The 14,933-nt window shown below is 61.2% G+C and carries 12 protein-coding genes and 1 pseudogene; 1 reads left to right on the top strand and 12 read right to left on the bottom strand.

Annotation, left to right across the window (positions count from 1 at the left end; all coding sequences use genetic code 11):
• Nucleotides 1–82: 82 nt before the first annotated feature.
• From AC1RDQ_RS11390 to AC1RDQ_RS11365, 6 genes are read right to left on the bottom strand one after another with little or no spacing between them, the layout of a single operon-like run.
• Complete coding sequence (locus AC1RDQ_RS11390) at nucleotides 83–1,762, bottom strand: ApeI family dehydratase (protein WP_492587282.1); 1,680 nt, start codon at nucleotides 1,760–1,762, stop codon at nucleotides 83–85.
• Nucleotides 1,759–2,304 carry a COG4648 family protein gene (locus AC1RDQ_RS11385; RefSeq protein WP_057712314.1) on the bottom strand — a complete coding sequence of 182 codons (546 nt, stop codon included), beginning with the start codon at nucleotides 2,302–2,304 and terminating at the stop codon, nucleotides 1,759–1,761. Before AC1RDQ_RS11385 ends, AC1RDQ_RS11390 begins: the two co-directional genes overlap by 4 nt.
• On the bottom strand, nucleotides 2,301–2,555 hold the full coding sequence (locus AC1RDQ_RS11380; protein ID WP_007992314.1) for an acyl carrier protein: 255 nt from the start codon (nucleotides 2,553–2,555) through the stop codon (nucleotides 2,301–2,303). The genes AC1RDQ_RS11385 and AC1RDQ_RS11380 overlap by 4 nt, the downstream gene beginning before the upstream one ends.
• A 9-nt stretch (nucleotides 2,556–2,564) precedes the next feature.
• Nucleotides 2,565–2,840: a phosphopantetheine-binding protein gene (locus tag AC1RDQ_RS11375; RefSeq protein ID WP_057712313.1), complete on the bottom strand. Its 276-nt coding sequence runs from the start codon at nucleotides 2,838–2,840 to the stop codon at nucleotides 2,565–2,567.
• Nucleotides 2,818–3,630, bottom strand: a complete 813-nt coding sequence (locus tag AC1RDQ_RS11370; RefSeq protein WP_492587280.1) for a lysophospholipid acyltransferase family protein — start codon at nucleotides 3,628–3,630, stop codon at nucleotides 2,818–2,820. Before AC1RDQ_RS11370 ends, AC1RDQ_RS11375 begins: the two co-directional genes overlap by 23 nt.
• Complete coding sequence (locus AC1RDQ_RS11365) at nucleotides 3,606–4,331, bottom strand: beta-ketoacyl synthase chain length factor (protein WP_090452742.1); 726 nt, start codon at nucleotides 4,329–4,331, stop codon at nucleotides 3,606–3,608. Before AC1RDQ_RS11365 ends, AC1RDQ_RS11370 begins: the two co-directional genes overlap by 25 nt.
• 355 nt (nucleotides 4,332–4,686) lie before the next feature.
• On the opposite strand from AC1RDQ_RS11365, the gene AC1RDQ_RS11360 reads away from it, so the two are divergent.
• On the top strand, nucleotides 4,687–5,457 hold the full coding sequence (locus AC1RDQ_RS11360; protein ID WP_015093167.1) for a ParA family protein: 771 nt from the start codon (nucleotides 4,687–4,689) through the stop codon (nucleotides 5,455–5,457).
• Nucleotides 5,458–5,586: 129 nt separating this feature from the next.
• On the opposite strand, the gene trxC is transcribed toward AC1RDQ_RS11360, so the two are convergent.
• From trxC to AC1RDQ_RS11330, 6 genes and pseudogenes are all read right to left on the bottom strand, one after another.
• A complete protein-coding gene (gene trxC / locus AC1RDQ_RS11355) occupies nucleotides 5,587–6,021 on the bottom strand; it encodes a thioredoxin TrxC (protein WP_077432334.1) in 435 nt (144 codons plus the stop codon).
• Nucleotides 6,022–6,094: 73 nt separating this feature from the next.
• Nucleotides 6,095–7,558 (bottom strand): protein adenylyltransferase SelO, encoded by a 1,464-nt coding sequence (selO, locus tag AC1RDQ_RS11350; RefSeq protein WP_492587278.1) that lies wholly within the window; start codon nucleotides 7,556–7,558, stop codon nucleotides 6,095–6,097.
• Between the two features lie 48 nt (nucleotides 7,559–7,606).
• Nucleotides 7,607–10,975: a mechanosensitive channel MscK gene (mscK, locus tag AC1RDQ_RS11345; protein WP_223501850.1), complete on the bottom strand. Its 3,369-nt coding sequence runs from the start codon at nucleotides 10,973–10,975 to the stop codon at nucleotides 7,607–7,609.
• Between the two features lie 34 nt (nucleotides 10,976–11,009).
• A complete protein-coding gene (locus AC1RDQ_RS11340; protein ID WP_057712307.1) occupies nucleotides 11,010–12,752 on the bottom strand; it encodes a potassium/proton antiporter in 1,743 nt (580 codons plus the stop codon).
• A gap of 218 nt (nucleotides 12,753–12,970) precedes the next feature.
• Entirely contained in the window at nucleotides 12,971–13,834 is an 864-nt protein-coding gene (locus tag AC1RDQ_RS11335) for a methyl-accepting chemotaxis protein (protein WP_371318461.1), read from the bottom strand.
• Nucleotides 13,826–14,581, bottom strand: a pseudogene (locus AC1RDQ_RS11330) (MCP four helix bundle domain-containing protein); the annotation flags it as partial. The gene AC1RDQ_RS11335 and the pseudogene AC1RDQ_RS11330, both read right to left, overlap by 9 nt.
• Nucleotides 14,582–14,933: the final 352 nt, after the last annotated feature.

Below are 14,933 nucleotides of genomic sequence, written 5' to 3'. Positions count from 1 at the left end.
CGCGGCGTTCACAAATCCAGTGTGGGAGCGGCGGTGCGACGATTCGACTTGCTCGCGAAGGAGTGCGCAGCACTCTCCAAACTTATGCATGCGCTGCCTCCAGCAAGATCCGTCCACTGGAACACGTGGCGGTTTCGTTGCGATAGGCGAAATACAATTTGCCGCGCGCCGGGTCGTAGCGTAGGTGCAGCTGGATTTCGTCTCCCGGGCGTACCAGTTGCTGGAACTTCAAGACTTCCATGCCGGCGAATTTTTTCGGCAGGATCATCAGTTGCTGGCCCAGGCTCAGCGCCCAGTCCACCTGCACCACGCCAGGCAACACCGGTGCCTTGGGGAAATGACCGCTGAAATAGGCCAGGTCCGGTGGCACGGCCAGTTGCAGACTCCACTCGCCATTGCTTTCGACTTGCTCCAGCACCTCGGGCGCTTTGGGGCGCGGCGCCAACAGCAGGGCGTCGACGTCGGCCTGGGGCAGTTTGCCCTGAGCGTTCAGTGGCAGTTGTCGCAGCAGGCGCCAGCGTCTTGGCAGGGCCAGGGCTTCGCAGTGTTGGCTCAGGTGCTGGCGCAATTGCTCGGTGAGGCTGCGTCGACCGTGATTGCGCAGCACATGCAAACCGGCCTCGCTCAGCACCAACAGCGCCCCCAGGGAGGCGCGGTTTTCCTGAACGACGCCGAGCCGAGCTTCGATGACCCATTCATGGGTCGTCAGCGCCTGTTCCAGCATCGGCAGCGAGATGCGTTTTTCTTCCAGTTTGACGATCCGGTCCAGTCGCCCGAGTAATTCGAAGCGACCATCGATGGCGATGCGCGCTGAATCGGCCGTGTGTTCGATTTGACCGACGGGTAAGTAGGGCGAAGCGATCAGCAGCGCACCTTCACTGTCCTGTGTCAGCGTGACATCGGCAAAGGGGCGCCACAGTTCCGCGCCCTGACGCCAGGCGATGCCACCGGTTTCCGAGCTGCCGAAGATTTCCGTTGGCCATTGCCCCAGACGCTCATGCAGGCTCTGTGCGGCCTCGACCGGCAATGCGCCGCCGGAGGAAAACACCCGGCGTACGGCGCTCAAGGCAGGCCAGTCGAGGTTGTCGCCCATGCGCTTGAGCAGCGCCGGGCTGGCCACCCAGGTGAAGGCCGGGTATTCGCGGCTGGCGCGTTGCAGGTCTTCCGGAAAGGCCAACTGCCGACGCAGGAACGGGCGCCCGGCGCACAGTGGCCAAAGCACCCGAAACAGCAGGCCGTAGATGTGCTGGGTGGCGACGCTGCCAATGATGCACGCCGGGCCCAGGTCGGCGCCCCACAGCTGCTCCAGGGCTTCGACTTCATTGGCCAGTTGGCGCAGGTTTTTTTCGATGCGCTTGGGTTCGCCGCTGGAGCCGGATGTGCACAGGCTGAGTCGGCAGTTATCCAGGTCCAGCGCGGCGGCACTAAGCGGCGGTTGTTGGAGGTCGCCAAGGTGCGCATCGTCGGGCTGATCGCTCAGCCACAGATCAACATCACCCGACCAGCGTTGGCGGGTCTGCGGTTGCAGGTCGGACGGCAGCAGCACACTGACCCCGGCACGCCAGGCGCCGAACAGGGCAATCGCCAGGTCGGCGGCATCCTCAAGGTGCACGGCCATCTGCCGGACACCCCGGGCTTGCAGGCCGGCGGCCAGGCGCAGCGCCTGTTCGCACAGTCGGGCGTGATCCAGTGCCGGAGCAGTGGTTACGGCGCGCTCCGGCTGAGCCTTGAGCAGCAGGTGCTCAAGTTTTATCCAATTCATGGGTGGCCTCGTACCCTTATTCGTATGAGCCATTCAATGGCAAACATCAGGCCTATCAATCCGTAGGAAATCAGGCCGGTGTACAGCGTCCACCAGCTCAGCGGCGCCCAGAGGGTCAGGGCGGCGGCACACAAACCGTTGCAAAGAAAAAAAACGCTCCAGGCGATGGTCACCTGACGGGTATAGCGAATGCCCTCGGCCGGCAATTGCGGCTCGCGTACCCGGGCCAGGCGTTCAACGATCGGTGGGCCGAATGTCAGGCTCGATCCGAACAGCACCAACATGAAGCTGCTGATCAACACCGGATACCAGCGCAACAGCGCCGGGCTGTCGAACAGTGCCAGCAACAGGCAGAACACAATGGCCACCGTGGCCATCCACAGGCTGCCAGGCCGTCGTTTGCCGGTCAGCGCCCGGGCCAGCCACAGCCCGCCCAGCAACAGCCCGAACTGCCACGGGGCGAAATGCTCCATGCCGAAATACACCGCAAAGGGATACAAAAGGCCTACCAGCAGCAGGCCGAGGCCAATCAGTCGATTCATGCGGCGGGTTGAACCAGACGGTAGACCGCCTCGACCACGTCACTGACGGTACGCACCGATTTGAATTCTTCGGCGGCGATTTTCTTGCCGGTCTGACGTTTGATGTGATCAATCAGGTCGACCGCGTCGATGCTGTCGATTTCCAGGTCCTGATACAGGTTGGATTCCAGGCTCACACGCTCAGGGTCCAGTTCGAAAAGCTCGACCAAGGCATCGCGCAGGGTGTTGAAAATGTCGTCACGAGTTTGCATGGTCCGGTCTCAAGCTGCCTGTTTTGCGCTGACGAACGCCGCAAGGCTCGCCACGTTACTGAAGTGGTTGCGTGTGTCCTTGGCATCGGCGTCGATTTTGATGCCGTACTTTTTCTGGATGGCCAGGCCCAGTTCCAGGGCGTCCACCGAGTCCAGGCCCAGGCCTTCGCCGAACAGCGTCTGCTCGTTGCCGATGTCTTGGGCGCTGATGTCTTCGAGGCCCAGGGCGTCGATGATCAGTTCTTTGATTTCCAGCACCAGGCTAGGGGTGTTCAGATCGCTCATCTTCGGCGAGCTCCTTGATGAAGTAAGAATGCAAATAATCGTTGAGCTTGCGCGAGGCCTGCGGAGCCGGCCCCTGCGTGGCGAAGGTCTTTGGGTCTATATCGGCCCCGACCCGGAAACTGAAGTGCACGCGCCGCTTGGGGATGCGATACCAGGGTTCGGCCTTGGTCAATGTGGTCGGGCTGACCTTGATAATGACCGGGGTGAGGATTTTCGCACCACGCAGGGCGATTGCCGCGCCGCCCCGATGAAAGGCCGGCGGTTGGCCGGGCTGGGTGCGCGTACCTTCCGGGAAAATGATCAGGGTCTGACCGTCTTTCAGCGCGTCGGCAGCCGCGTCGAGCATGTCCATGCTGCCGTCGTTGCTGATGTATTCGGTGCAACCCAGCGGCCCGCGGGTGAAAGGGTTTTCCCAGAGGCTTTGCTTGACCACGCAGTTGGCGTGGCGCACCAGACCGATCAGAAACACCACGTCGATCAGCGATGGGTGATTGGCAATGATCATTTGCCCGGGGCGACCGAGTTTCTCCGCACCCTCAATGTTATAGGTCAGTACCCCGGTACGGGCCATGAAACGCACAAAAATCCAGAAACAGCGGCTGACCGTTTGCCGGGCCCGCAGCCGATGGGTCCGGGCGTCGCCCGGCAGCCAGTTCAGTACAGGGAAAATCACCAGGCGCAGGCACAGCCCGCCCAGCCCGAACAGGGCGAAGCTCGCGGCGGTGGCCAGCAAACGCCAGTAATAGGCGTCGCGGTTTTTCTCGGTCATGGGTTGCGTTGCCAGGTCCATACACGATTTTTCCAGGCATGTTGGCAGGTGGTTTGCTGACCGAGCAGCGCACACAGCAGATTCAGCGCGTGAGGCCAGCGGGGTTTGGACAACGCATCCGAGGGGCTGTTCAGGGACAACTGCCAGTCGGTACCGGGTGTGATCAGCAAGCCGACGGCATAAGGGAACGGCACGTCGTCGATCCAGGTCGAGTAAGCCTCGGGTGGCTTCTCTTCGGTGACCACCAGCAGTACCGCGCGAGCGCCTTCAGCCAGCAGCGCGGCAGCTTCAAGCATGCCGTGTTCCAGGCCATCGCCTGCGGCGGCCAGGGCGGTCATTTCGCTGGTTTCACCCCGCATGATCGACCACAAGCCAATGATCGCGTTATGCACCGACAAGCTGAACCGGGTCGGCGACAGCGGCTGGTCGGCGGCCAGATCACTGAGAATATCGACGGTGCGGGGCGTTTCGCCGTGACGGGAAACAAAGACCAATGGCAGATCCTGCCGACCTTCGGCCAAAGGCCAGCCGACACTGAATGCCATGCGCGCCAGACGGCTGAGCCGTCGACGCTGCATGGCCGGCAGAAAGGAAACGTCGGGAGCGGCATCGCTGTCCGGCAGCACGACCGGTTGTCGGCACCAGGCCTGCCAATCGGACACGCTATCAAGCCCCGGGGCCCAGGCGCGCCATTGGGCGATGTTGAAGTTGATCACAGACATTCATCCCACCCTCACGGGCTTACTTGACGCGGGGGAGTGGCCGAGGGCCGAGATTTACCCTGCGTGGCGTTTGGCGCCGAGTGGCGCGCATTATCCCGGTGCCGGGAACGTGTAGCAAATGCTGGTTACATTTTGCTCAGAAGATGAAGCGGCTGGTTCGCAAAAATTGAATGATTGGCAATTATTCACAGAATTATTACCCCGTCTGTCGGTTCTGGCGTCGAACCGCCGGGCCGCTCAGGGCTTTTCATGCAAGAGAAGGCAACTGACTGTGTAGTCCTTGCACTGGTGAGGTAGCGTAGCCATACCGTGGACCACTACACTCGGTCATTCTTTGATACACGGAGGTTTTGACATGCGGCGCGTGGTGTTCAATCAGAAAGGTGGCGTTGGCAAATCCAGCATTGCCTGCAATCTGGCGGCAGTCAGTGCCAGCGAGGGTTTTCGCACCTTGTTGGTGGACCTCGATGCCCAGGCCAACTCCACTCAGTACCTGACGGGGCTCACCGGTAGCGATATCCCGATGGGCATCGCCGATTTCTTCAAGCAGACGCTGTCTTCCGGGCCGTTCTCCAAAAAGAATCAGGTCGACATCTACGAAACCCCGTTCGATAACCTCCATGTCATTACCGCCACCGCCGAGCTGGCGGACCTGCAGCCAAAGCTTGAAGCCAAGCACAAGATCAACAAGCTGCGTAAGTTGCTTGAAGAGCTGAGCGAAGACTACGACCGGATTTACCTCGATACCCCGCCAGCACTGAATTTTTATGCGGTTTCAGCGTTGATTGCCGCCGATCGTGTGTTGATCCCCTTCGATTGCGACAGTTTTTCACGCCAGGCACTGTACGGCCTGATGGCGGAAATCGAAGAGTTGAAGGACGACCATAACGAAGGCCTGGAAGTCGAAGGCATCGTCGTCAACCAGTTCCAGGCCCGCGCCAGCCTGCCCCAGCAAATTCTCGATGAGCTGATCGCCGAAGGCCTGCCGGTGCTGCCGGTGTACCTGGCCAGCTCGGTACGCATGCGTGAATCCCACCAGGCCAATACGCCGCTGATCCATCTCGACCCGCGGCACAAGCTGACCCAGCAGTTTGTCGAGCTGCACAACCTGCTGGAAAACGCCTGATTCTGGCGGATAACACAGAACCCCTGTGGGAGCGGGCTTGCTCGCGAAAGCGGTGTATCAGGCGACACCTCTTTTGAATGTCAGCCCGCCTTCGCGAGCAAGCTCGCTCCCACATGGTTCCGTGTTGTTTCAGATGCCTTGGCTACGCAACCAGCTCATCAGTTGCGGTAACGGGAACGCCCCGCTCTGCCGGGCGACTTCCCGGCCGTTCTTGAACAGGATCAGGCTCGGAATCGAGCGAATCCCCAACTGCGCCGACAACTGCTGGTTCGCCTCGCTGTCCAGCTTGGCCAGGCGACACTTGCCCGCCAGTTGCCCGGCTGCCTGCTCGAACACCGGTGCGAACGACTTGCACGGCCCGCACCAGTCCGCCCACACATCCACCAGCAGCGGCAGATCGCCCTTGATCTGGCTGGCGTAGTCGCCTTGCTTCAATTCAAACGGTTTGCTCAACAGGACTTCGGCCTTGCAGCGCCCGCATTTCGGGTGGTCGTTGAGGCGCTCGGCCGGGATGCGGTTGAGGCCGTTGCAGTGAGGGCAGGGGATGAGGAGTGGGTCGGTCATGACAAATCGTCCAATCGAAAGCGAATGATCCATATCTGGAGACATGACTCCAGATTTTCAATCGTGCAGTGCCTCACGATGAACAACTGATCTCCAGATGCTTGCCCCATTCCGGTGGCCGCTCGGCGTAGCTTTCCATCCCCGGTTGTTCCTCGAACGGATTGCTCAGCACCGCGTGCAGTCGACGGACTTCCGAGTAGTCGCCGTTCTGCGCTGCATCGATGGCGTTTTGCGCCAGGTAGTTGCGCAGGATGTACAACGGGTTGACCGCGTGCATCCGCTGGCGGCGCTGCTCTTGATCAAGCGTGCCTTCACGGGAAACCCTGGCGACGTAGAGCTCGCCCCAAGCGTCAAAGCCCTTGAGGTCGACGAAGTCATCACGCAAGAGGGTGATGGCCTGTTCCGGCGTTTGATCACCCAAACGGCGGAAAAACAGGCTGTAGTCGACGCCGCTGTTTTGCATGAGTTGTAGCAGGTTCTCCAGCAGTTTCTGGTCGTCATCCTCGGCGGTGGTCAGGCCGAGGCGGCGGCGCATCAGGTCCAGGTAATGGGTCTGGAACAGTGGCAGATACAGCCCTAGGGTTTCGCGCAAGGCTTCGACGCTGATGAACGGCGTCAGGGCCTGGGCCAGGGCACTGAGGTTCCACTGGCCAATCGGCACCTGGTTGCTGAAGGAATAACGGCCCTGGTCGTCTGAGTGATTGCAGATGAAGTTGGCGTCGAAGTCATCGAGGAACGCGAATGGGCCGAAATCGAAGGTGATGCCCAGGATCGACATGTTGTCGGTGTTCATCACCCCGTGGCAGAAGCCATAGGCCTGCCATTTGGCGATCAGTTCGGCGTTGCGCTCCACCACTTCGCGGAACATCGCCAGGTACGGCTCCGGTTGTTCCAGGCACTGCGGGAAGTGCATGGCCAGCACGTGATCACCCAGCTCTTTCTGTTGCTCGGGGCGCTTGGTGTAGTAGAAATATTCGAAGTGGCCGAAGCGCACATGGCTCGGCGCCAGGCGCAGGACCATGGCTGCGCGTTCCTGCTTTTCGCGCCACACCGGGGTGTCGGAGCCGATTACGCACAAGGCGCGGGTGGTCGGGATATTCAGTGCGTTCAGGGCTTCGGAGGCGAGGAATTCGCGGATCGACGAGCGCAGTACCGCCCGGCCATCACCCATGCGTGAAAATGGCGTCTGGCCGGCGCCCTTGAGGTGCAGGTCCCAGTGTTCGCCGGCCTCGTTGTACACCTCGCCGAGCAACAGGCCGCGACCGTCGCCCAATTGCGGGTTGTAGGAACCGAACTGATGCCCGGAATAGACCATCGCCCTTGGAATTGCGTCGGCCCAGAGCTTGTGGCCGCTGAACAGTTCGGCGAACTCCGGGGTTTCGGCCACGGCCGGGTCGAGGTCCAGCAGCGCCATGGCGGCGGGGCTGGCCACGACCAGGCGTGGATTATCGATGGGCTCGGGCAGCACATGGGCGGAAAACGCATCGCCCAGGCGGTCGAAGCGGTTATCGAAGGTGAGTTCGTCGAGGGCTTTCAAGGGCCGGCTCCAGCAGAATGTCCGAGCATTCTGCTGGGGAAAGGCCGGTTAGTCGAGTTTGGCGGCGGGTGGTTCTTGCGCGGGCCTGCCGTCGACGATCGGCACGATGGTTTTCGCTTCCGGCTCGATCGGCACCATCTTGTATTCCTGGCCGTGCAGGTTCTTGAGGTAGACCTCCATCTGCCGGAACGAGATGTTGATGTGCTGCTTCTTGAACTCGCGGTTGATGAAGCGGTTGACCTCGTCGAGCACCGGGTTGCGGTCGCCGAGGTCGCGCACGTGCATGCGCAACTCGTGGTCGAGGGTGCTTTCGCCGAAATTCAGGAAGTACACGTGGGGCTCCGGGTCTTTCAGCACGCGCGGGTTTTCGCGCGCGGCCTTGAGCAACAGCTCTTTCACCAGATCCAGGTCCGAGCCGTAGTCGACGCCGAGCTTGAGGGTCACCCGGGTGATGGTGTCGGTCAGCGACCAGTTGATCAGTTGCCCGGTAATGAACGTCTTGTTCGGGACGATGATGTCCTTGCGATCGAAGTCGGTGATGGTCGTGGCGCGGATGCGGATCTTGCTCACGGTGCCCGACAGGTTGCCGATGGTGATGGTGTCACCGATCCGCACCGGACGTTCGAACAGGATCATGATGCCGGAAATGAAGTTGGCGAAGATCTCCTGCATGCCGAAACCGAGGCCGACCGACAACGCTGCCACCAGCCATTGCAACTTGTCCCAGCTTACGCCGAGGGTCGACAGCGTCGAGACAAAACCGACGCCGGCGATCACGTAGGACAGCAACGTGGTGGTCGCGTAGGCGCTGCCCTGGGCAAGGTTGAGCTTCGACAGCACGAACACTTCGAGCAAGCCCGGCAGGTTGCGCGCCAGGGCGAAGGTGATGCCGATGATGATCAGTGCGCCGAGCATGTCGCCGATGCTGATCGGCACCATGCTCATGTTGGCGCCGGTACCGCTGGTGTATTCGTAGAGGGTGACGTTGTCCAGATACGAGAACACCGTGATCAGGTCGGCCCAGACCCAATACAGTGCCGCCATGAAGCCACCGAGCAGCGCCAGGCGGATCAGTCGCAGGGACTGTTCGTTGACCTTCTCGATGTCCATGCTCGGCTCTTCGATCACGACTTCGCCATCGCCGGCCTCTTTGGCGGCCAGCCGCTTGGCCAGGGCGCGCTGGTAGGCCAGGCGCCGGGCCGCCACACTGAGGCCGCGCACGAAGGTGGCTTCGATCACCAGCCAGAACATCAGCAGGTACAGGGTGTTGATCAAACGGTCGCTGAGTTTCAGTGCGGTGTAGTAGTAGCCGAAGCACACCGCCACGAACAACGCGACGGGCAGGGCGGTGAACAGGATCCCCACCAGTTTGCGGAACAGCGAAGCGTTTTCGTGGGTCGGGCTGCTGATGAGCAGGCGGCTGAGCAGCAAGGTCATCAAGGCGTAGCAGATCAGCACCACCGGCATGCCGAGCACGTCATCGGCCAGTGCCGCCGGTTGCAGTTCGGCAACGGCGACTACGGTCACCAGTGCCATGACCACGATGCCGAGGCGGCGGATCCATCTGCGCAGGAATTCCACCTGGGGTTTTTCCCAGCGGAAATGCAGTTCTGCCACGCCACCCGGCGCGAGGATCCGGTAGGCGGTGTAGAACACCAGCCAGGCCCCGGCCATTTGCAGCAGCGCCGCGCCCATATTGGCGTTCTGCCCACGGGCGTCGATTTGCAGGGCCAGCCCGCACAATGCGAGGCCCAGTGAAACCGGCATCGCCAGCAGAATGTTGATCAGAATTGCCTGTGGCGTATGCCACTGGCTATCGCGTTTGAAGTGACCGATGTCCTGGTGAACCTTGTTCAATCGCGCGTATAGACTCTTGCGCCGCCACAGCAGTGCGCCGATCAGCAAGGCCAGTGGCAGGAACAGCAGCGGGCGCTGGGTCAGGCCGTCGGTCAGTTCGCTCAGGCTTGAAAGTACCGGCAGCGTATCGACTTGCCGCTGGAGGCGATCCGGCACACTGTGAATCCACTCCAGGTCCAGCGGCTTGTTGCTGGGAATCCAGAACATCTGTTCATCGAGGGTCGCCCGCAGGCTTTGCGCGGTGCTGAGCAATTGCTTCTGGTTCAGTTGCAGGGTGATGGATTCATTGAGCACCGCGCTCAGTTCGCGGTTGAGTCGCTCCAGCAGGTCGGCGCGGGTGGTGGCCAGTTCCATCAGGCTTTTGCGCAGCTGCGCCGTGACTTGCTCGGGGGGTTGGGTCGACAGCAGGTTTTCGACGTAGGTGGTCGGATTGCTCAGCAATTCCCGTTGCTGGCTGACCTCGAACTGATACAGGCGAATGTCGGCGATCTGATCGGCCAGGTTGCGGTCGAGCCGCAGGCGCGGCAGCGCCTGTTTCTGTTTGTAGAGAATCTTCGAGAGCAGCAGGCTGCCTTTGAGCACGTTGATTTGCTCGTCCAGGGCCGCATCGCTCTGGGTCAGGCTGTCCAGCTGCTGCTTGGTCTGCAGGTTCTGCTGGGTGACTTCGTTGAGGCGGTCGGTGCTCTTGAGCAGGTAGTCCGAGAGCTTCAGGTTGGCCGCGCTTTCGGTGGCCAAAAGGCTGCTGCCGCCGGCCTTCTGCGCTTCGATGGATTGCTGGGTGACCGTTTCCTGGGACAGCGCCAGACGCTTCTGGTTGATCAGGGTTTGCAGTTCCTGGATTTCCTTATCCAGGCGGTCGGATCGCTCCGACAACAAGTCATGCTGGCTGTTGCCGAGGTCTTGCAATTGGGTATTGCCGGCCAGTTCCTGTCGCCGCAGCGGGATCAGGGCGTTCAGCGCCGCCAACTCGGCATTGAGCTGGTCGCGCTGCTCGGCGCTCAGGGTCTTGCCGGCGTCCTTGCCGTTCTTGAGGATGGTGTTGATCTGCTGAATGCGCGTCTGGCTGCTGGATATCTCCGCCTGGGCGCGTTCGGGGCGGGTCTGGGCGGTGATGATCAGGCTGTTGGCATCGGCCAGGGCCTTTTGCAGGTCGCTTTGCTGGGTGGAGCGCTCGGTGAGCAATTGTTCAAGCTGCTGGATCGGTTCCTTGGCGAAACGCTGCGCCACCGGCACCACGGCACTGGCCTTGAGGCGGGTCAGTTCACGCTGGTTCTCGATGGTCTGTTTGGGCGCATTGCTCAATTGCTGCTTGAGCGCGACCAGCTTCTGCTCGTAGTCACGCTTGTTGTTGAGCTGGCTCAGCGTGCCTTGCAGGACCGATTGCAGGGCCTTCAGATCGGCTTCCGGCAGTTTGCGGTCGGCGATCTTGTCCAGGCTCGCTTGCACGGCTTCGCTGGAAGGCGGTTCGGCCGCTTGCGCCGCTTGCGATAAACCAAGGGTGCTGACAGAGAGACTCAAGCCCAGCAGGGCGACGGCGAAAATGGAGCGCAGATTAGGCATAAAGACCGGTCAAGCAAGTGATAGTGGAAGCAGTTTAGAGGAAGAGTCCGGGACCCGGGCGACTTCCTTCGGGGAATCTGACGCCCACTTTACCGATCTTGTTCCCGTCCATGACGGCCACGGTCCAAATGGTGTTGTTCCATTCCACCTGGTCACCCACCACCGGCGCACCGCCAACCTTCTGGGCAATGAAGTGGCCCAGGGACATGTCCGGATCGATGCCTTCGACCTTCAGGCCATAAAGGGCCGCAACCGCGGCCAGCTGGGCGTCTCCTTCGAGTACGAAGTCGCCGAAGAAGCGCAGATCGAGGCCCCGTTGTGGCGCCTGGCTGAAGAGTTTTCCGAGGGCCGGCAGGTTGTGTTCATGGCCGATAACACACAACAAATCATCGACTTCCAGCACTGTACTACCCGACGGATGGAGCAATTGCTGGCCACGAAACAGGGCGGCGATACGGGTGCCTTCGGGCATGTTCAGCTCGCGAAGGGGCGAACCGATGCACCATTTTTCCGCGCCCAGGCGATAGACGAACAGTTCCCACTCGCTGGTGACGTGCACTTCCAGGGCTGAGCGGGAGATGGGTGCAGGCTCCGGGGGCACCGTCACCTTCAGCAGCTTGGCGACCCACGGCAGGCTCGTGCCCTGAACCAGCAGCGACACCAGCACGATAAAGAACGCGAGGTTGAAGTAGAGCTGAGCGTTGGGCAGGCCGGCCATCAGCGGGAACACCGCAAGAATGATCGGGACCGCGCCGCGCAAGCCGACCCAGGAAATGAATGCCTTCTCGCGACCATGGAACGCCTTGAACGGCAGCAGGCCAACTATCACCGACAGTGGTCGGGCAAACAGAATCATCCACAGCGCCAGGGCCAGTGCCGGCAAGGCGATAGGCAGCAGGTCGTGGGGCGTCACCAGCAGCCCCAGCACCAGGAACATGCCGATCTGCGCCAGCCAGGCCATGCCGTCGAGCATGTGCAGGATGCCGTGGCGGCTGCGCACCGGACGGTTGCCGATCACCAGGCCGCAGATGTATACCGCCAGGAAGCCACTGCCGTGCAGGGCGTTGGTCAGCGCAAACACCACCAGGCCGCCGGCAATCACCAGGATCGGATACAGGCCGGTGGCCAGGTTGATGCGATTGACCAGTTGCAGCATGAGCCAGCCACCGCCCAGGCCGATGACTCCGCCGATGCCGAATTCGCGCAGCAAGTGGGTCAGCAGGCTCCAGTGCAGGCCGGTCTGGCCGCTGGCAAGCATGTCGATCAGGGTGACGGTGAGAAACACTGCCATCGGGTCGTTGCTGCCGGATTCGATCTCGAGGCTGGCGGTTACCCGTTCGTTCAGGCCCTTGCCGCCCAGCAGCGAGAACACTGCGGCGGCGTCGGTAGAACCGACGATGGCGCCGATCAGCAGGCCTTGAATCAGGTTCAAGTCGAACAGCCACGCGGCCGCCATGCCGGTCAGCCCGGTGGTAATCAACACCCCGACCGTCGCCAGCGACAGCGCCGGCCATAACGCCACGCGGAAACTCGACACCCGGGTGCGCAGGCCGCCGTCGAGCAGGATCACCGCCAACGCGAGGTTGCCCACCAGATAAGCCGTGGGGTAGTTATCAAAAAGAATGCCGGCGCCATCGACACCGGCCGCCATGCCGACGGCCAGGATGATCACCAGAATCGGGATGCCGAGACGGGACGAAAGTGAGCTCACCAGAATGCTCGCACCTACCAGCAACGCGCCGATCAAGAACAGGCTGTTGATGGTCGTCGCATTCAAAGGCAGTACTCCAGAAAGCTGAAAGGCGGGCGCAAACTGACCATGCAGTCTGCGTGCCAGCGATTCTAACCTGTTGAAATGTGATGCTGTCAAAAAGCTTTGTAGGAGCGAGCCTGCTCGCGATGGACGTCAACGATAACGCGTACTGTCTGGATCAGCGCGTTGTCCTTGATGCCTTCGCGAGCAAGCTCGCTCCTACAGGGGGCGGTGTTGGCGGATTACAGGCTAAACCGCCCAACCAGGGTGTTCAGGTCTACCGCCAGGCGCGACAGTTCATTGCTCGCCGCACTCGTCTGATTCGCCCCGGTGGCCGACTGTACCGACAGGTCACGGATGTTAACCAGGTTGCGATCCACTTCACGGGCCACCTGTGCCTGTTCTTCAGCGGCGCTGGCGATCACCAGGTTGCGCTCGTTGATTTCGACGATGGCGCTGTTGATGGTGTCCAGCGACATCCCGGCGCCGCGGGCGATGTTCAGGGTCGATTCGGCGCGTTCGGTGCTGTTGCGCATCGAATCCACCGCGTGCTCGGTGCCGCTCTGGATGCTGCCGATCATGCGTTCGATCTCGCTGGTCGACTGCTGGGTGCGGTGAGCCAGGGCACGTACCTCGTCGGCCACCACCGCAAAACCACGACCGGCCTCACCGGCGCGCGCGGCCTCGATGGCGGCGTTCAAGGCCAGCAGGTTGGTCTGGTCGGCCAGGCCACGGATCACATCCAGCACCTTGCCGATGTCACGGGACTCGTTGGCCAGGTCGCCGATCAGGGTCGCGGTGCTCTGCACGTCGGCGCTCATGCGTTCGATGGCGCTGACGGTTTCCTGCACCAGGTCACGGCCGTCACCGGCAGATGTGGTGGCGTTCTTCGAGGCCTCGGATGTGCTGACCGCGTTACGCGCGACTTCTTCCACGGCGCTGGTCATTTCGTTGACTGCGGTGGCAGCCTGTTCGATTTCGTTGTTCTGCCGGGTCAGGCCACGGGCGCTTTCGTCGGTGACGCTGTTGAGTTCTTCGGCAGCGGATGCAAGTTGCGTGGCCGAGCCGGAAATGCGCTGCAGTGTGTCGCGCAGTTTTTCCTGCATCTTCGACATGGCCAGCAGCAAACGGCCGGCTTCATCCTGGCCGTCAACGGTGATCGGGCGCGTCAGGTTGCCTTCGGCAATCTGTTCGGCGGCGCCCAGGGCATTGGCGATCGGTTGGGTGATGCTGTTGGTCAGCAACCAGGCGAGCAGCAGCGTCAAGGCGGTGGCGATCACCAACAGTGTGATTACCAGGTTGAACGCCGAATCGTATTGATCCGCCGACTGCTGGTTGGTGTCGTGGCTCTGCTGGGTGTTGATCTCCAGCAGGCGGTTCAACACGGTGTTGACCGCTTCGGAGTTGTTGAGCAAATCGGTGTTGAGCAGGCTGCGCAATTCATCGACCTGATTGTTGCGCGACAGGGTCTTCATCCGGTCTTCGATCTGGCGGTATTGACCCAGCAGCTGTACGTATTGATCGTAGGTCGCACGTTCCTGCGGGCTGGCGATCAGCTTTTCGTAGGTTGCCTGGGCGGTGCGAATCTGCTGGTTGCGCGTCTCCAGCAGTTCCATGGTTTTCTGCTGCACATCAGGCTCGCGGTTCACCAGCAAGCGATAGGACAGTACGCGCAGGCGCAAGGTGAGCTGGGTGAAGTCGTCCAGGCTCTTGATGCTCGGCACACTGTTGTTGGTGATGTTCTCGGCCGCGCCGCGGATCTTGCTCATCTGATTCAAGGCAAACACCCCCAGAACCATCATCAAGCCGCCAATCAGGGCAAAGCTGAGGAACGCCCGAGGGGCGATATTCATATTACGAAGGGACATGGCAATCACCGAAAAGAGCGCATCCGCGCGGGGCTGAGGCTGCTGTATGGATGGCTTATCGGTCGCCTGGCTGAAGTCTTGAGTCCTTGCGCGTTTTTACTGCGACCGGGTGGTTACCTTGTAGGAGCGAACCCGCTCGCGAAAAACGCATGGACAACGCAATCATTCAGACAGGGCGCGATATCGTTCGCGTCCATCGCGAACAAGCTCGCTCCTGCATAGGCGGGCGACGAAGTGCAGGAACCAGATCGGGGTATCACAGTCTCTACAGTTCGCGAGAAAGGTCACTCGTCAGCAAAATCAAGGCTTTGCGCCTGTATAACCCTGGCATCCAGGG

This window comes from Pseudomonas sp. GW823-FHT02E01, assembly GCF_058797535.1.
This window is presented reverse-complemented; position numbering and strand designations above follow the sequence as displayed.